Here is a 15,855-nt window from a genome sequence, read left to right on the forward strand (position 1 = left end):
GAATCGCCGGGGAGTCCCTTGAACGCGCAATGAATCGTCCGTCGGCACGCAACGGTGGCGCCTTGTCCGGAATCGTCGCCGCCCCGTACCGTCATTGCGTCCCGCCCGAACCGTCCGCCGAGGGGTCCCATGACGTCGCTGCACACCGCCCTGCTCCAGAGTTCGGGCCGGCCCGGCGATGTCGCGCACAACCTCCAGGTGCTCGACGACGCGGCCCGTACGGCGGCGGCGACCGGCGCCGGACTGCTCGTGTGCCCCGAGCTGTTCCTGACCGGCTACGCCATCGGCGGCGATGTGCACCGCCTCGCCGAGCCCGCCGACGGCGACAGCGCCCGCACCATCGGCAAGATCGCCGCCGAGCACGGCATCGCGGTGCTCTACGGCTACCCCGAGCGCGCCGGCCACGACGAGCCCGACAGCGCCGCGGTCTACAACTCCGCGCAGCTCATCGGCCCCGGCGGCGAGCGCCTCGCGAACTACCGCAAGACCCATCTCTTCGGCTGCTTCGAGCACGAGTGGTTCACCCCGGGCGACCGCGCCGTCGTCCAGGCGGAGCTGTCCGGCGTCCGGATCGGCCTGCTGATCTGCTACGACGTGGAGTTCCCGGAGAACGTCCGGGCGCATGCGCTGGCCGGCACCGACCTGCTGCTGGTGCCCACCGCGCAGATGCACCCCTTCCAGTTCGTCGCCGAATCCGTCATCCCGGTCCGCGCCTTCGAGAACCAGATGTACATCGCGTACGTCAACCGGGTCGGCGCGGAGGGCGAGTTCGAGTTCGTCGGCCTGAGCTGCCTGGCCGGTCCCGACGGTGTCGTACGCACCCGGGCCGGCCGCACCGAGCAGCTCGTGCGGGCCGATGTGGACGCCGCCTTCCTGAAGGAGTCCCGGGCGGACAACCCGTATCTGCACGACCGGCGGCCCGAGCTGTACGGCCCGCTGACGTGATGTGACGTGACCTGATCTGACCCGCCGGCCCCCACCCGGCCCCACCCCCTGTGCCGCAGTCCGGCCCGCCCGGCCCGCGCGCCCCCCTGCCCTGCCTGCTGTGCCCTGCCTGCGAGGAGTCCGCCCCCGATGACGTCCACGGTGCCCACCGCCGCCCACCACGCGGATGCCCAGCCGCCGATCACCATGTTCGGCCCGGACTTCCCGTACGCCTATGACGACTTCCTCGCCCACCCCGCGGGCCTCGGCCAGATCCCCGCGGTCGAGCACGGCAAGGAGGTCGCGGTCATCGGCGGCGGCCTCTCCGGGATCATCACCGCCTACGAGCTGATGAAGATGGGCCTCAAGCCCGTCGTCTACGAGGCCGACCAGATAGGCGGCCGGCTGCGCACCGTCGGCTTCGAGGGCACCGGCGCCGAGGCCGCGGACCTGACCGCCGAGATGGGGGCCATGCGCTTCCCGCCGTCCTCGACGGCGCTGCAGCACTACATCGACCTGGTGGGCCTTGAGACCAAGCCGTTCCCCAACCCGCTGGCGCCGGACACCCCCTCGACCGTCGTCGACCTCAAGGGCGAGTCGCACTACGCCGTCACGGTCGACGACCTCCCGCAGGTCTACCGCGACGTCATGAACGCGTGGAACGCCTGCCTGGAGGAGGGCGCCGACTTCTCCGACATGAACCAGGCGATGCGCGAGCGCGACGTCCCGCGCATCCGCGAGATCTGGGCGAAGCTCGTCGAGAAGCTCGACAACCAGACCTTCTACGGCTTCCTCTGCGACTCCGCGGCGTTCAAGTCCTTCCGGCACCGCGAGATCTTCGGCCAGGTCGGCTTCGGCACCGGCGGCTGGGACACCGACTTCCCCAACTCCATCCTGGAGATCCTGCGGGTCGTCTACACCGAGGCCGACGACCACCACCGCGGCATCGTCGGCGGCAGCCAGCAGCTGCCGCTGCGCCTGTGGGAGCGCGAGCCGGCGAAGATCGTGCACTGGGCGCCCGGCACCTCGCTGTCCTCGCTGCACGACGGCGCCCCGCGCCCCGCCGTGACCCGCCTCCACCGCACGGCCGGCAACCGCATCACGGTGACCGACGCCGACGGCGACATCCGCACCTACGAGGCGGCCGTCTTCACCGCGCAGTCCTGGATGCTGCTGAGCAAGATCGCGTGTGACGACTCGCTGTTCCCCATCGACCACTGGACGGCGATGGAGCGCACCCACTACATGGAGTCGTCCAAGCTCTTCGTGCCCGTCGACCGGCCGTTCTGGCTGGACAAGGACGAGGAGACGGGCCGGGACGTCATGTCGATGACGCTCACCGACCGGATGACCCGCGGCACCTACCTCCTCGACGACGGTCCGGACAAGCCCGCCGTCATCTGCCTCTCGTACACCTGGTGCGACGACAGCCTCAAGTGGCTGCCGCTGGACGCGAACGAGCGGATGGAGGTCATGCTGAAGTCGCTGTCGGAGATCTATCCGAAGGTCGACATCCGCAAGCACATCATCGGCAACCCGGTCACCGTCTCCTGGGAGAACGAGCCCTACTTCATGGGCGCGTTCAAGGCCAACCTGCCCGGCCACTACCGCTACCAGCGGCGCCTGTTCACCCACTTCATGCAGGACCGCCTCCCCGAGGACAAGCGCGGCATCTTCCTCGCCGGTGACGACATCTCCTGGACGGCCGGCTGGGCCGAGGGCGCGGTGCAGACCGCGCTGAACGCGGTGTGGGGCGTGATGCACCACTTCGGCGGCGGCACGGATGCCACCAACCCCGGACCGGGCGATGTCTACGACGAGATCGCGCCGGTCGAGCTCCCCGAGGACTAGAGCCTGCCCGATGGGTCATGGCCGGGTCCGATGGGTCCCGGCCGGGCCCGCGACCTGCGCAGCTCCCGGCGTGACACGGCGGTCTACACCCCGGCCGCCCGTGCCGCCGTGTACACCTCCGCCGCGAGGTCCTTGAGCTCCTCCGCGTCGCGGGCCCGGCCCTGGAGGTCGATGAGGATCTCCGCCACGCCCACCGCGGCGTGCGCCGCCAGATCCTCGACGATCTGCTCGACGCTGCCCTGGAAGGGGCTGCGGTCCGGGCCGTCGTACGCCTTGGCGGTGTGCTGGGTGTTCACCCGCAGCACGCTCTGCACCGGCTGTGTGCGCCCCCGCTCGGCGGCCAGCTCCTGCAGCCGCCGCCACTGCCCGGCCAGCTTCGCGGCGCCCGTGCCGACCGGCATCCAGCCGTCCGCCCGGTCGATCAGCCGGCGCAGCGCGCGCGGGCTGTTGGCGGGCAGCAGGATCGGGATCGGGCCCTTCGGTTTGGGCCCGACGACCGACGGCGCGATGGTGGTCAGCGCCCCCTCGTACGCCACCGGGTCCGGGCCCCACACGGCGTGGCAGACGTCGATCAGCTCGTCGAGGACCCTGCCGCGCCGCTCGAACGGGGCGACGGCGGCGGCCGCGTACTCGTCCAGCGACCAGCCGGTGCCCAGGCCCGCGACCACCCGGCCGCCGCTCGCCGCGTCCAGCGACGCGAGGCCGCGGGCGAGCTGGAAGGGCACATGCAGCGGGGCGACCAGGACGCTGGTGCCCAGCCGGGCCCGCTCCGTGGCGGCCGCGGCCAGCGTCAGTGTCACCAGCGGGTCGGCCACCGAGCGGTACTGATCCGGCCAGGGCAGGCCCGGGACGCCGTACAGCCCCTGCGCGGCGGGCTCGGGGAACAGGATCCGCTCGAAGACCCACAGGCTCTCGTAGCCGGTCCGTTCCGCCGCCCGTGCCACGTCGGGCACGTCCCGTCCGATGTCGTACTGCCGCATCTGCGGAAGGCCCAGACCGAGTCGGATGCCCATGCACGCGCTCCTTCGTCTCAGGTGGTGCGTCGTCACCGCGTCCCCTCGGCCAACGTACCGCCGGAGCAGGGACGTTCGGGGCGGAACACGTCGAGGCGGCGGCCGTGCCGGGTCAGCCGGGCAGCGGCGTCAGCAGCATCCGCCCCACCAGGCCCACGCCCGCGTCCAGCCGCTCGGTGAACTCCTCCGTCACCTCCGGCAGCCCGCGTACGCTCCACAGCGCCCTGGCCGCGACCCAGGCGCCGTCCCTGGCCTTGTCCAGGCTCCACGACCCGATCAGATGGGTCAGCGGATCGGCGACGTCCAGCATGTCGGGGCCGGGCATCAGCCGCTCCCGGATCCGCTCCTCCAGACTCGTCAGCACCCCGCCCACCCGGTCGAAGTCGCCCTCCAGCGCGCCCGGTTCGCACTCCAGCGCCCGGCAGGTGTCCAGCACCGCGAGCGCGAGGTCATGGCCGATGTGGGCGTTGATCCCGGCCAGCGCGAACTGCAGCGGGCGCACGCCCGGGTGGCGGCGCAGCTGGAAGAGCGGCCGCCAGCAGGCCGGCGGCCGCAGCCCGGCGGCCGCGGCGTCCACCGCGTCGAAGTAGCGCTGTGCGAAGCGCAGGTCCAGCTCGCCGGCGGCCTCGGGGTCCGCGAAGGCGCCGTCCCCGATGCGCCGGGCCACCGCTTCGGTGACGGTCAGATAGACCCCGTTGAAGACCGCCACCCCGTCCTCGGCGGGCAGCGCCGCCTCCAGCGCCCGCATCCGCGCCACCGCCCTCGCCACGCCCTCGGCGGACGCGGTGCCCGGCGGGTCGCGGTCGTCGCCGTGTTCCTGAACCGTCGTCATCGGTCCAGCGTGACAGCGGTATTACGGATATCGACGCCGGCCGGTCGCCGTTGACCGGAACGGGGTAATGACCGGCGCGCCCTCTTGTGGCACCGCCCGGCGGGTTGTGACCTTCCGGCGAGCCGGAAATGCGGGCGCGACGGCTTTGCCACACCCCTGCCTTTCGGCAATCCCAGGAAGCGCCGCGGTGGACCCGGCGCAGAATTCCGGAGGTTGGCGTATGTCCCGAAGAGCCGTTGCCGCACTCGCCGTTCCCCTCCTGGCCGTGCCGGCGGCGCTGCCGGCCGCCGCCGCGCAGGCCGCGCCCGCCGACAAACCGCGGGTGCTGGCGAGTTGGACGCAGCCCGACACGGCCAGCTATGGCATCTGGGTGGCGGCCCGCGGCGACCGGTCGAAATGGTCCTCCTACCGATTCGACTGGTCCACGGATTACTGCTCGCAGTCGCCCGACAACCCTTTGGGATTTCCCTTCGACATCTCCTGCGCGCGACATGACTTCGGCTACCGCAACTACAAGAGAGCCGGCACCTTCACCGCCCACAAACCACGGCTGGACAGTGCGCTGTACGCGGATCTGAAGCGGGTCTGCCGACGCTACTCCGGCGCCAGGAAGGGCTCCTGCAGCAGCCTGGCCTGGACGTACTACCAGGCGGTGCGAAGGCTCGGCCGGTGAGGCGGCGGACGGACCGGATGGCAGGGGGCGAGCCGGGGGCACGGCCGTAGCAGACCCGCGGGTTTGTTCAGCGGGAAACGTTCGGCTATGAATCACCTCGGCTCTGTGACGTGCAGGGCGTCGCAATCATGGAGTGTGATCATGGCCGGCTTCGGGTGGAAGCTGCACGGGGATGGCAAGCACCTGGAGCCCGGCGAGGTGGTCAGGCCGGGGGAGCGGCTGACCTGGGGGCGGACGATCGGGCTCGGCGCCCAGCACGTCGTCTCCATGATCGGCGCATGCTTCGTCGCCCCGGTGCTCATGGGGCTGGACCCCAGCCTCGCCCTCATGGCGTCGGGTGTGGCGACCGTCCTGTTCCTGGTGATGACCCGCGGCCGGATCCCGAGCTACCTGGGATCCTCGCTCTCCTTCGTCGGCGTGTCCGCGGTGATCGCGGGCCAGGGCGGCGACGCCGGGACCCTGACCGGCGCGATGCTGGTCGTGGGGGCGTGCCTGGCGGGCTGCGGTATCGCCATCCACGTCCTCGGCGCCCGGGTGATCCACGCCGTGCTGCCGCCCACGGTGACCGGCGCGGTCGTCATGCTCATCGGCTTCAACCTCGCCCCCGTCACCGCCTCCGCCTACTGGCCCCAGGACCAGTGGACGGCCCTGGCCACGATGCTGTTCACCGGGCTCGCGCTCGTCGTGCTGCGGGGCTTCTGGTCGCGCATCGCGATCTTCCTGGGCCTGGTCTTCGGCTATGCGCTGTCCTGGGTCCTGGACCGCACCGCCGGCAAGATCCACTCGGTCGACGGCTCGGGCAAGCTCACCGATCACTGGCGCATCGACTTCTCGGGGGTCGCCGAGGCCGACTGGATCGGCGCCCCCACCTTCCACGCCCCGAACTTCTCGGCCTCCGCGATCCTGGTCGCGCTGCCCGTCGTGGTGGCGCTGGTGGCGGAGAACGCGGGCCACGTCAAGGCCGTCGGCGAGATGACCGGCGATCCGCTGGACGACAAGATGGGCATGGCCATCGTCGCGGACGGCACGGCGACGATGCTCTCGACCGCGGCCGGCGGCCCGGCCACCACGACGTACGCGGAGAACATCGGGGTGATGGCCGCGACCCGGGTCTACTCGACGGCCGCCTACACCGCGGCCGCGGCCTTCGCGGTGCTCTTCGGACTGTGCCCGAAGTTCGGCGCGGTGGTGGCCGCGATCCCCGGCGGTGTGCTGGGCGGCATCACCGTCATCCTGTACGGCATGATCGGCCTGCTCGGCGCCCAGATCTGGGTGCGGAACAAGGTGGACTTCACCGTTCCGCTGAACCTCATCCCCGCCGCGGCCGGCATCGTCATCGCCATCGGCGGGGTCTCGTTGAAGCTCACCGAGAACTTCGAACTGAGCGGCATCGCCCTCGGCACCCTCGTCGTCCTCACCGGCTACCACGCCCTGCGCTGGCTCTCGCGGGCAACCGCCGCCCCGCAGCAGGGCGCGCTGCTGGACGGCGGAACCAGTGACTACGACGGCACCGCCGCCGCCGACGAGTCCGACTGAGGCCCGTTCCCGTTCCCGTTCCCGTTCTCGTTCCCGTTCCTGTTCACGGCACGGCCGGTGACCGGCCTTCCGCGCTACGGCGCGGGCACCTCCTTGGTCAGCCGCGAGGACCAGGGACACCACACGAGGCCGGGGAGGAACGCTCCGCCCGCCTCGTCCAGATGCTCCTCGACGTACGGCAGGCTGGCGTCGCACACCTCGATGGCGTAGTCGAAGAAGTCCACGGTCTCCGGCCGGAAGTGGAAGCTCCAGTTGGGGTTGTACGGCGCCCGGGTCTTGGCGATCCGTCCGACGAGGTGGGGCCGCTCGTCGGTCTCGCCGTTCACCAGCGCCCTGGCGTGGGCGATGAGCTCGGGGTTGGTGATCTTGACTACGGCGGGTGCCGGGTGGCCGTACCCGTAGGTGGTGAACTCGAAGTAGGCCGCGGAGTCGTCCGCGGCGGCGCGGTCCCGTGCGCTCCCGGCCTGCTTGCCCTGGGCCGCGCCGGCCGCGGTGAGGGCGAGCAGCGCGGCCGCGGTGAGAATGCCGACCTTGGTGGTGATTCCTCGCATGGGAGCCTCCGGCGCCTCATGGTCGCTCTCTGCAACCAAGTAGTCGCTCAGAGTTGTGTCCTCCGGTGTCGGCGTCCAGACGCCCGGGGGGCGTGCCGCCCTCAGGGGTGACGTCGCCGGAGCAAAATCGAACGGCCCACGTTGGCCGGAAGTCCGCGGCGGCGGCGCGGACGCGGGCCGGTGGGCGAACCGTTCTAAGCGCCCGCTTACGATGGCTCCGGCATACGCACCGAGAATCCAGGAGCAGTACCCCGTGAGCGTCGAACCCCTGCAGACCGCCGACCCCGTCCCGTACGGGCAACTGGTCCCCGTTACCGTCCACTTCGACGACCTCGACGCGCTCGGCATGCTCCACAACTCCCGCTACCCGCTGCTGGTCGAGCGCGCCTGGGCGGAGTACTGGCACGGCCGGGGCTTCGGATTCGACGGTGACTGGGCCGCCGCGGGCGACATGTGCAACGTCATCAAGGAGATGCGCGTCTCCTACGAGCGGCCGATTACCAGCCCCGGCCGCTACGCCGCACCCCTGTGGGTCGAACGCCTCGGACGTACCGGCCTGACCTACGGCTTCCGGCTCTGCTCGGCCGACGGCGCCCGGACCCACGCCCAGGGCCACCGGGTGCTCGTCCGCGTCGACGCGCAGACGCTGCGTCCCACCCCGTGGTCGGACCGGGCCCGGGCGATCGCGGCGGAGCTGCTCCGGCCGGAGGCGGACGCCGGGCCCGCCGGGACCGCGGAGGCGGACGCGGCCTGAGCCGTCCGGGGCGGTCGCCCGCCCCGGTCACCGGCCCCGCCGGCCGTTTATGACCGCTCCAGGTCTCCCGTCACCGCGGGCGCACCGGTCGCCGTATGCGTCGGCACCCGGAGCACCCGTGCGCCCACGACCAGGCCGAAGGCCAGCGCGGTGACGAGCGTGAAGGACGCCGTCAGCGAGGTCGCCTGGGCGATGCCCCCGATGGCGGACGGTGCGATCAGGCCCGAGGTGTAGGTGATCGTGGCGACGCCCGCGATGGCCTGGCTGGGGGCCGGGCCGCTGCGGCCGGCGGCGGCGAAGGCCAGCGGCACCACGACCGCGATGCCCAGGCCCATGAGGCCGAAGCCGCCCATGGCCATCGCGGGGTGCTGCGCGGTGATGATCAGCAGACCGCCGGCCGCCGCCAGTGCCCCGCCGGTCCGTACCGTGCGCACCGCGCCGAAGCGGGCCACCACCTTGTCACCGGCCAGTCGTGCGACGGCCATGGTGCAGGCGAAGGCGGTGGTCGAGGCGGCCGCCAGGCCCGCGTCCGTGCCCAGCTGATCGCGGAGGTAGACCGCCGACCAGTCCAGGGCGGCGCCCTCGGCGAAGACCGCGCAGAACCCTATCGCCCCGATGACCAGCGCCGATTTCGGCGGCAGCGCAAAGCGCGGCGGCGGATGCTCCTCGGGCGCGCTGCGCAGGTCCAGTACGCCCTGGCAGGCGAGCGCGCCGAGCAGGGTCAGTACGAGCGCGGCGCCGGCCAGGTGGAGCCGGGCGTCCCATCCGGCGTGTGCGGCGACGGTGCCGGCCGCCGAGCCGAGCAGTGCGCCGGCGCTCCACATGCCGTGCAGCCCCGACATGATCGGCCGGCCGAGCCGGTCCTCGGTCTCCACGCCCAGCGCGTTCATCGCCACGTCCGACATCCCGGAGGCCGCGCCGTACAGCAGCAGTGCCGGGCACAGCGCGTACAGGCCGGGGGAGAGGGCGGGCAGGACCAGGGACAGCGTCCACAGGGCGAGCAGACCGCGCAGCGCGGCGCGGGCGCCGAAGCGGTGGCTGATCCGGCCGGCCAGCGGCATCGCGAGGGACGCGCCGATCGCCGGGAAGGCGAGGGCCAGGCCGAGCTGGCCCGGGGAGATGCTCGTGTGGTCCTGGATCCAGGGGATACGGGTGGCGAAGTTGCCGGTGACGGAGCCGTGGACGAGGAAGACCAGGGCGATGGACCAGCGCGCGCGGCGCAGCCCGCTGCGGGGGAGGGAGAGGGCGCCAGACATGGGCGGTAAACTATCAGGAACCCTGCCTGATAATAAGGGTGCCGGCCCGGCCGGATGAAAGAATCCCGTTATGCATCCACCGCGCGCGGCGGCCGCCGGCCGCACCGCCTCCCCGACCACCGCACGGCTGATCAACGACCGGCTGGCGCTGCAACTCCTGCAGTCCGAGGGCCCGTTGACCGCAGGTCAGCTCAAGACGCTGACCGGTCTGTCCCGGCCGACCGTGGCGGACCTCGTCGAACGCCTCCAGGAGGCCGGGCTGATCGCCGTCGTGGGGGAGAGCGGGGCGCAGCGGCGCGGCCCCAACGCCCGGGTCTACGGGATCGTCGCCGACCGCGCCCATCTCGTCGGCCTCGATCTGCGCACCCACAGCGTCACCCTCGCGGTCGCCGACCTCCTCGGTCACGTACGCGCCGAGCGCACCGTCCCCGTCGCCCCGGACGACGCCCCCGACGCGGTCGTCGACACCGTCCTCGCCGCGGTGGACAAGGCCCTCGCCGCGGCCGGCACCGAGCGTCCGCACACCGTCGCGGTCGGCGCCCCGGGACTGGTCGACCCCGCCACCGGGCGGCTCGGCAGCACCGACTGGATCCCGCCCTGGCACACCGCCCTGGTCGCCGCGCTGCGCGACATGGGAGTCCCCCCGCGCCGTTCAGGCATGGGGGAGGCCGTACCGGTCCTGCTGGAGAACGAGGTCAACCTCGCCGCCATCGCCGAGCAGCGCGAGGGCGCCGCCCGCGACCACGAGACCTTCGTGCTGCTCTGGCTCGGGCACGGCACCGGCGCCGCGGTCGTCCTGGACGGCAAGCTGCGGCGCGGCGCCTCGGGCGGCGCCGGCGAGATCGGCTTTCTGCCGGTCCCCGGCACCGACGCGCTGCCCTCCGCGAGCGGCTGCGACGGCGGCTTCCACTCCCTTGCGGGCTCCGCGGCGATCTGCGAGCTGGCCGCGGAGTACGGCATCCGGGCCGCGGCGGACGAACGGACGGCCCGCGGCCCGCTGGCCGACGCCCCGCCCGCCGAGGCCCTGGTCCGCGCCGCCGTGGACGCCGGTGCCGCCGGCGCCGGGTTCCTCGACGCGCTCGCCGAGCGGATCGTCCTCGGCGTCGCCGCCGTCTGCGCGGTGCTCGACCCCGGCTGTGTGGTGCTTGGCGGCGAGATCGGCCGGGCCGGCGGAGACCCGCTCGCCGACCGGGTCGCGGACCGCCTGGCCCGCCTCTCCCCCCTGCGCACCGACGTCCGCCCGGGGGCCGTAGGCGGCCGCGCGGTGCTGCTCGGCGCGGTGCTCGCCGCCCGGGACGCCGCCCAGAGCGAGCTGTTCGCCCCGGGGGGCTGAAGCGTGTCCCAGGGCTAGCCGTCCCGGGGGCATCCCCTCGGGGGAGGGCGAACAGATCCCGTAGGGGATGCGCGGGCCCCCTGCAGGGCCACAACGTGGCGGGTGGGGAGGGTATTCCGGTGGGGGCGCGACGAAGGCTCATCCCGCCCGTTCCGCCAGGAACTCGGCGTAGGTGCGCCGTCCGTCGGCGTGCTCCGGGGTGAGGTTTCCGCCCCGGCGCAGCGCGGCGGCGAACGCGCCCGGCAGCGGCAGCGGCAGCAGCAGCCGGCGCCGCCCGCCCGCCGCCAGCGTGGCCCGTGCGAGTTCACGGACCGTCAGCACCTCGGGGCCGCCCATGTCCGGCACCCGCCCGGCCGGGTCGCCGGCCGCCAAGTCGGCCAGCCGGTCGGCCACTTCGCGTACCTCGACCGGCTGCACCCGTACGCCGGTCGGCAGGGGCAGCACCGGCGAGCGGGCCCCCGCCTTGATCACTCGGAGCACCAGCTCGTGGAACTGCGTCGTGCGCAGCACCGTCCAGCCGATGCCGGAGTCCTCGATCAGCCGCTCCACCGCCAGCTTGGTGCGGTAGTAGCCGAGCGGCACCCGGTCCACGCCGACGATCGAGATGTAGACCAGATGCCGGACGCCCGCCGACCGGGCCGCCTCGATCAGCCGGCCGGTCGCCTCCGCGTCGCCGCCGGACGGCGCCGTGGCGCAGTGCACGACCACCTCCACGTCCGCCAGCGCCGCCGCCAGGCCCGTGCCGTCGCGCAGATCGACCGCGTACGAGCGCAGGCGGGGCCGCTCGGTGCCGGTGTGCGGGCGCCGGCTCAGCGAGCGGACGTCATGGCCGTCGTCGAGCAGCCGGTCGATCAGGGGCTGCCCGAGCGTGCCGGTGCCGCCGGTCACCAGAATCGTCGTCATCGCAGTTCAGTCCTCGGGTGTGCGGGGTCGGGTACGTACGGCCCGCGCGCGTGCCGTACCGCACTAGGACGGACCAGCCCTGCCGGCTGTGACACCCCGACGCGCCCGATCCCTGTGAGACAGCCCACAGGGATCCGCTCGCATGGGCGAGGACCGGCCGTGGCAGACTGAAGCTGTACTGACATAAGAGCAGCAGCGCACTCCGGGGTCGGTGTAATTCCGAACCGGCGGTAACAGTCCGCGACCCGTCCGCAGCCAGCGGCCGGTTGAGCAGGTGAAATTCCTGCACCGACGGTGAAAGTCCGGATGGGAGGCAGTGCGCGGCGGGCGAGCTTCGGTACACCGCCGTCGGCGGCGCGTCCGGACGTTTTCGGGCGGGCCCTCCTTTCCGGCATCGGTGTCCCCGTTGCGTCGTTTCCGTTTCTGTCGTCCCGACAGCCCCGGAGTCCGTGCCTGAACAGGCAGGAGGACCCGGTGGCCACCGCAGCCCCCGTCGAGACCGCGGCGATGCGCCGAGCCATCGAGCTCGCCGCGCGCGGCCTCGGGCACACCAGCCCCAACCCCGTCGTGGGCTGTGTCGTCCTGGACTCCGCGGGCCGTACGGTCGGCGAGGGCTGGCACCAGCGGGCCGGCGGGCCGCACGCCGAGGTCCACGCCCTGCGCGCCGCCGGAGACCGGGCCCGCGGCGGCACCGCACTGGTCACCCTCGAACCCTGCAACCACACCGGCCGCACCGGCCCCTGCGCCCAGGCGCTGATCGACGCCGGGATCGCCCGGGTCGTCTACGCCGTCTCCGATCCCAACCCGACCGCCACCGGAGGCGCCGTCACCCTGGCCGAGGCCGGTGTCGACGTCGAGGGCGGCCTCCTCGCCGACGAGGCCGCCGCCGGCAACGAGGCCTGGCTGACCGCCGTCCTGCGCGGCCGCCCCTTCGTGCTGTGGAAGTACGCGGCCACCCTCGACGGCCGGATCGCCGCCGCCGACGGCACCAGCCGCTGGATCTCCTCGCCGCAGTCTCGCGCCGACGTACACCGGCTGCGCGCCGCCGCGGACGCCGTGATCGTCGGCTCCGGCACCGCCCGCGCCGACGATCCGCAGCTCGGCGCCCGGATCAGCGGGCTGTCCGACGACGAGATCAGCCAGCCGCTGCGGGTCGTCGTCGACTCCGGGGCCACCGCCGTCAAGGCCGGCGCCCGGGTCCTGGACGGCACCGCGCCCACCCTGATCGCGGTCGCCGAGGACGCCGACGCCGGTCACCTCGAAGGCCTCGCCCCGCTCGTCCGGCTGCCGCGCGCCGCCGACGGGCGCGGCCTGTCCATCCCCGCCCTGCTCCAGGCCCTGTACGAGCGCGATGTCCGCTCCGTACTGCTCGAAGGCGGTCCCACGCTCGCCGGGGCCTTCCTGGCCGCCCAGGCCGTCGACAAGGTCGTCGGCTATCTCGCACCGGTGCTGCTCGGCGCCGGACCGGCCGCCGTCGGCGATGCCGGAATCACCACCATCGCCCAGGCGTTGCGGCTCGATGTGACCGGAACCGAACGGCTCGGCCCCGATCTGCGCATCACCGCCACGCCCATCCGCCACGCCCTCCACGAGGAGAACTGAAGTGTTCACCGGAATCGTCGAAGAACTGGGTGAGGTCGTCGCCATCGAGGACCTCGGTGACGCCTCCCGCTTCCGGCTGCGCGGCCCCGTCGTCACCGAAGACGCCAAGCACGGCGACTCGATCGCCGTCAACGGCGTCTGTCTGACCGTCGTGGACACCGCCGACGGTGAATTCACCGCCGATGTGATGGCCGAGACCCTCAGCCGCTCCAGCCTCGGCGCGCTGACCGCCGGCTCGCGGGTGAACCTGGAGCGCCCGATGGCGCTCGGCGGGCGGCTGGGCGGCCACCTCGTCCAGGGCCATGTCGACGGCACCGGCACCATCGTCGAGCGGACCCCCGCCGAGCACTGGGAGATCGTCAAGGTCGCGCTGCCGGCCGCGCTGTCCCGCTACGTCGTCGAGAAGGGCTCCATCACCGTCGACGGCGTCAGCCTCACCGTCGTCGACGCCGCCGACGACTACTTCACCATCAGCCTCATTCCGACGACCCTCGCGCTGACCACCCTCGGCATCAAGAAGGCCGGCGACCCCGTGAACCTGGAGGTCGACGTCCTGGCGAAGTACGTCGAGCGGCTGCTCGGGCGGGGCTCCGAGGACCTCAAGGACGTCGAGGAGATCAAGGAGATGGACCGGTGAGCGTCCTCGACCCGCTGAACGGCGAGGCCTTCACGGCCTTCGGCCAGCACGTCATCTGGTCGGACATGATCGGCAACAGCATCGGTCTGGCCGCCCTGGCGCTCGGCTGGCGGCGCTCGATATGGACCTGGCCCGCCCAGTTCCTCTCCGGCGTCATCCTCGTCGCGGCCTACGCCTCCGCCCACCTCAGCGGCGGCGTCGGCAAGCAACTCCTCGTCATCGGCGTGGCGTTGTGGGGCTGGCGGCAGTGGCAGCGCGGCCGCCAGCAGGCGCAGGACGGCTCCATCGCCGTACGCTTCGCCAGCTGGGGCGAGCGCGGTGTGCTGCTGGGCGGCACGGCCCTCGGCACCGCCGCCGTCGGCACGCTCTTCACCCTGATCCCGCAGCTGTCCTGGAACCCCTGGCCGGACGCCTACATCTTCGTCGGCACGCTCGCCGCGATGGTCGCCCAGGCGCGCGGGCTGGTCGAGTTCTGGTTCGCCTGGCTGCTGGTCGACGTCGTCGGCGTCCCGCTCGCCTTCAGCAGCGGGCTCGCCTTCTCCGGCCTCGTCTACGTCGTCTATCTCGCCCTCGTCGTGTGGGGCATGCGCGACTGGTGGCTGCGCTCGCGCGCGCAAAGCCGCCCCGTCCTGGAAGGAGCAGCGGCATGACCGCAGTGCAGAGCTGGTACGACGCCGAGGCCGAGTCCCTGGCGCTGGACCCCGTCGAGCAGGCCATCGCCGATATCGCTGCCGGCCGTCCGGTCGTCGTCGTGGACGACGAGAGCCGCGAGAACGAGGGCGACCTCGTCATCGCCGCGGAGAAGGCCACCCCCGAGATCGTCGCCTTCATGATGAGCGAGTGCCGCGGACTGATCTGCGCCCCCATGGAGGGCCCGGAGCTGGACCGGCTGGAACTCCCCCAGATGGTCGAGCACAACACCGAGTCGATGGGGACCGCCTTCACCGTCTCCGTCGACGCCACCGCCGCGCACGGCGTGACCACCGGCATCTCCGCCGCCGACCGCGCCACCACCCTGCGGCTGCTCGCCTCCGGAGAGTCCTCTGCCGGCGACTTCGTCCGGCCCGGCCACATCTTCCCGCTGCGCGCCAAGCCCGGCGGCGTACTGGTCCGCAACGGCCACACCGAGGCCGGTGTCGACCTCGCCCGGCTCGCCGGACTGCGCCCGGCCGCCGCCATCGTGGAGATCGCCGGCGAGGACGGCGTGATGCTGCGGCTGCCCGAGCTGGTGCCGTTCGCCCGTAAGCACGGCCTGTCGATCATCTCCATCGAGGACCTGATCGCCTACCGGCGGTCCTCCGAGCCGACCGTCCGCCGCGAGGCCACCACCCGGCTGCCCACCGCGCACGGCGAGTTCACCGCGTACGGCTACCGCTCCACGGTCGACGGCGTGGAGCACATTGCGCTGGTCGCCGGTGAGCTCGGCGACGGCGAGGACGTCCTGGTCAGGGTCCACTCCGAGTGCCTGACCGGCGACATCTTCCACTCGCTGCGCTGCGACTGCGGCCCGCAGCTGGAGGCCTCGCTGCAGCGGATCACCGAGGCCGGCCGCGGTGTGGTGATCTACCTCCGCGGCCACGAGGGGCGCGGTATCGGCCTGCTGTCCAAACTGCGCGCCTACGAACTCCAGGAGCGCGGCCGCGACACGCTGGACGCCAACCTCGAACTGGGGCTGCCCGCCGACTCCCGCGACTACGCCGCGGGTGCGCAGATGCTCCAGGACCTGGGCGTGCGCTCGCTGCGCCTGATGACCAACAACCCCGAGAAGACCGCGGCCCTGGTGCGGTACGGACTGAAGGTCACCGGCCGCGAGCCGATGCCCGTCAAGGCCGGCGAGCACAATCTCCGCTATCTGCGAACAAAGCGGGACCGAATGGGCCACGATCTCCCGTGGTTGGACACCGACCACGCGACCACCTGCGACAACCAGTAGCCCGGACCCCGGATCCCGGCACCCCACGTCACCACCACCCACCACCATCACCCGTAC

At 72.6% G+C, this 15,855-nt stretch carries 15 protein-coding genes and 1 riboswitch; of the genes, 10 read left to right on the forward strand and 5 right to left on the reverse strand.

Annotated elements, in window-relative coordinates; all coding sequences use genetic code 11:
• The first annotated feature begins 129 nt into the window (after window positions 1-129).
• Window positions 130-945 carry a carbon-nitrogen hydrolase family protein gene (locus tag ACWD6P_RS06185; RefSeq protein WP_451442849.1) on the forward strand — a complete coding sequence of 272 codons (816 nt, stop codon included), beginning with the start codon at window positions 130-132 and terminating at the stop codon, window positions 943-945.
• Window positions 946-1,074: 129 nt separating this feature from the next.
• A complete protein-coding gene (locus tag ACWD6P_RS06190) occupies window positions 1,075-2,775 on the forward strand; it encodes a flavin monoamine oxidase family protein (protein WP_451442850.1) in 1,701 nt (566 codons plus the stop codon).
• A gap of 83 nt (window positions 2,776-2,858) precedes the next feature.
• Here ACWD6P_RS06190 and ACWD6P_RS06195 read toward each other — a convergent pair whose 3' ends face one another.
• Window positions 2,859-3,788 carry an LLM class F420-dependent oxidoreductase gene (locus ACWD6P_RS06195; RefSeq protein ID WP_451442851.1) on the reverse strand — a complete coding sequence of 310 codons (930 nt, stop codon included), beginning with the start codon at window positions 3,786-3,788 and terminating at the stop codon, window positions 2,859-2,861.
• 112 nt (window positions 3,789-3,900) lie between these two features.
• Window positions 3,901-4,536 carry a DUF5995 family protein gene (locus tag ACWD6P_RS06200; protein WP_451442955.1) on the reverse strand — a complete coding sequence of 212 codons (636 nt, stop codon included), beginning with the start codon at window positions 4,534-4,536 and terminating at the stop codon, window positions 3,901-3,903.
• Window positions 4,537-4,840: 304 nt separating this feature from the next.
• Here ACWD6P_RS06200 and ACWD6P_RS06205 point away from each other — a divergent pair, with 304 nt between their 5' ends.
• Both ACWD6P_RS06205 and ACWD6P_RS06210 read left to right on the forward strand, forming a co-directional pair.
• The gene (locus ACWD6P_RS06205; RefSeq protein WP_451442852.1) at window positions 4,841-5,293 is read left to right on the forward strand and encodes a phospholipase; all 453 of its coding nucleotides are present in this window, start codon (window positions 4,841-4,843) and stop codon (window positions 5,291-5,293) included.
• A 141-nt stretch (window positions 5,294-5,434) separates the two neighbouring features.
• Entirely contained in the window at window positions 5,435-6,829 is a 1,395-nt protein-coding gene (locus tag ACWD6P_RS06210) for a uracil-xanthine permease family protein (protein WP_451442853.1), read from the forward strand.
• Between the two features lie 74 nt (window positions 6,830-6,903).
• Here ACWD6P_RS06210 and ACWD6P_RS06215 read toward each other — a convergent pair whose 3' ends face one another.
• Window positions 6,904-7,380 carry a BP74-related protein gene (locus ACWD6P_RS06215; protein WP_451442854.1) on the reverse strand — a complete coding sequence of 159 codons (477 nt, stop codon included), beginning with the start codon at window positions 7,378-7,380 and terminating at the stop codon, window positions 6,904-6,906.
• 253 nt (window positions 7,381-7,633) lie between these two features.
• On the opposite strand from ACWD6P_RS06215, the gene ACWD6P_RS06220 reads away from it, so the two are divergent.
• Window positions 7,634-8,134: an acyl-CoA thioesterase gene (locus ACWD6P_RS06220; RefSeq protein ID WP_451442855.1), complete on the forward strand. Its 501-nt coding sequence runs from the start codon at window positions 7,634-7,636 to the stop codon at window positions 8,132-8,134.
• Window positions 8,135-8,181: 47 nt separating this feature from the next.
• Here the strand turns inward: ACWD6P_RS06220 and ACWD6P_RS06225 are convergent, their stop codons facing one another.
• On the reverse strand, window positions 8,182-9,390 hold the full coding sequence (locus ACWD6P_RS06225; RefSeq protein ID WP_451442856.1) for an MFS transporter: 1,209 nt from the start codon (window positions 9,388-9,390) through the stop codon (window positions 8,182-8,184).
• Window positions 9,391-9,460: 70 nt separating this feature from the next.
• Between ACWD6P_RS06225 and ACWD6P_RS06230 the strand changes: the two genes are divergently transcribed.
• Window positions 9,461-10,723: an ROK family transcriptional regulator gene (locus tag ACWD6P_RS06230; protein ID WP_451442857.1), complete on the forward strand. Its 1,263-nt coding sequence runs from the start codon at window positions 9,461-9,463 to the stop codon at window positions 10,721-10,723.
• Between the two features lie 138 nt (window positions 10,724-10,861).
• Here the strand turns inward: ACWD6P_RS06230 and ACWD6P_RS06235 are convergent, their stop codons facing one another.
• A complete protein-coding gene (locus tag ACWD6P_RS06235; RefSeq protein WP_451442858.1) occupies window positions 10,862-11,626 on the reverse strand; it encodes an SDR family oxidoreductase in 765 nt (254 codons plus the stop codon).
• A 193-nt stretch (window positions 11,627-11,819) separates the two neighbouring features.
• Window positions 11,820-11,950, forward strand: a riboswitch (FMN riboswitch).
• Window positions 11,951-12,133: 183 nt separating this feature from the next.
• On the opposite strand from ACWD6P_RS06235, the gene ribD reads away from it, so the two are divergent.
• From ribD to ACWD6P_RS06255, 4 genes are read left to right on the forward strand one after another with little or no spacing between them, the layout of a single operon-like run.
• Window positions 12,134-13,228, forward strand: a complete 1,095-nt coding sequence (gene ribD / locus ACWD6P_RS06240; protein WP_451442956.1) for a bifunctional diaminohydroxyphosphoribosylaminopyrimidine deaminase/5-amino-6-(5-phosphoribosylamino)uracil reductase RibD — start codon at window positions 12,134-12,136, stop codon at window positions 13,226-13,228.
• 1 nt (window position 13,229) lies between these two features.
• Window positions 13,230-13,865, forward strand: a complete 636-nt coding sequence (locus ACWD6P_RS06245) for a riboflavin synthase (protein ID WP_451442859.1) — start codon at window positions 13,230-13,232, stop codon at window positions 13,863-13,865.
• Window positions 13,862-14,515, forward strand: a complete 654-nt coding sequence (locus ACWD6P_RS06250) for a nicotinamide mononucleotide transporter family protein (RefSeq protein ID WP_451442860.1) — start codon at window positions 13,862-13,864, stop codon at window positions 14,513-14,515. The genes ACWD6P_RS06245 and ACWD6P_RS06250 overlap by 4 nt, the downstream gene beginning before the upstream one ends.
• Window positions 14,512-15,798, forward strand: coding sequence for a bifunctional 3,4-dihydroxy-2-butanone-4-phosphate synthase/GTP cyclohydrolase II (locus ACWD6P_RS06255; protein WP_451442861.1), 1,287 nt, complete (start codon window positions 14,512-14,514; stop codon window positions 15,796-15,798). The genes ACWD6P_RS06250 and ACWD6P_RS06255 overlap by 4 nt, the downstream gene beginning before the upstream one ends.
• Window positions 15,799-15,855 lie beyond the last annotated feature (57 nt).

The sequence above is a fragment of the Streptomyces sp. NPDC002446 genome, from assembly GCF_053595675.1.

Coding starts and splice junctions, on each gene's coding strand:
- ACWD6P_RS06190 (WP_451442850.1), top strand. CDS start 1,075: ATGACGTCCACGGTGCCCACCGCCGCCCACCACGCGGATGCCCAGCCG.
- ACWD6P_RS06255 (WP_451442861.1), top strand. CDS start 14,512: ATGACCGCAGTGCAGAGCTGGTACGACGCCGAGGCCGAGTCCCTGGCG.
- ACWD6P_RS06205 (WP_451442852.1), top strand. CDS start 4,841: ATGTCCCGAAGAGCCGTTGCCGCACTCGCCGTTCCCCTCCTGGCCGTG.
- ACWD6P_RS06225 (WP_451442856.1), bottom strand. CDS start 9,390: ATGTCTGGCGCCCTCTCCCTCCCCCGCAGCGGGCTGCGCCGCGCGCGC.
- ACWD6P_RS06210 (WP_451442853.1), top strand. CDS start 5,435: ATGGCCGGCTTCGGGTGGAAGCTGCACGGGGATGGCAAGCACCTGGAG.
- ACWD6P_RS06215 (WP_451442854.1), bottom strand. CDS start 7,380: ATGCGAGGAATCACCACCAAGGTCGGCATTCTCACCGCGGCCGCGCTG.
- ribD (WP_451442956.1), top strand. CDS start 12,134: ATGCGCCGAGCCATCGAGCTCGCCGCGCGCGGCCTCGGGCACACCAGC.
- ACWD6P_RS06185 (WP_451442849.1), top strand. CDS start 130: ATGACGTCGCTGCACACCGCCCTGCTCCAGAGTTCGGGCCGGCCCGGC.
- ACWD6P_RS06235 (WP_451442858.1), bottom strand. CDS start 11,626: ATGACGACGATTCTGGTGACCGGCGGCACCGGCACGCTCGGGCAGCCC.
- ACWD6P_RS06230 (WP_451442857.1), top strand. CDS start 9,461: ATGCATCCACCGCGCGCGGCGGCCGCCGGCCGCACCGCCTCCCCGACC.
- ACWD6P_RS06195 (WP_451442851.1), bottom strand. CDS start 3,788: ATGGGCATCCGACTCGGTCTGGGCCTTCCGCAGATGCGGCAGTACGAC.
- ACWD6P_RS06200 (WP_451442955.1), bottom strand. CDS start 4,536: ATGCGGGCGCTGGAGGCGGCGCTGCCCGCCGAGGACGGGGTGGCGGTC.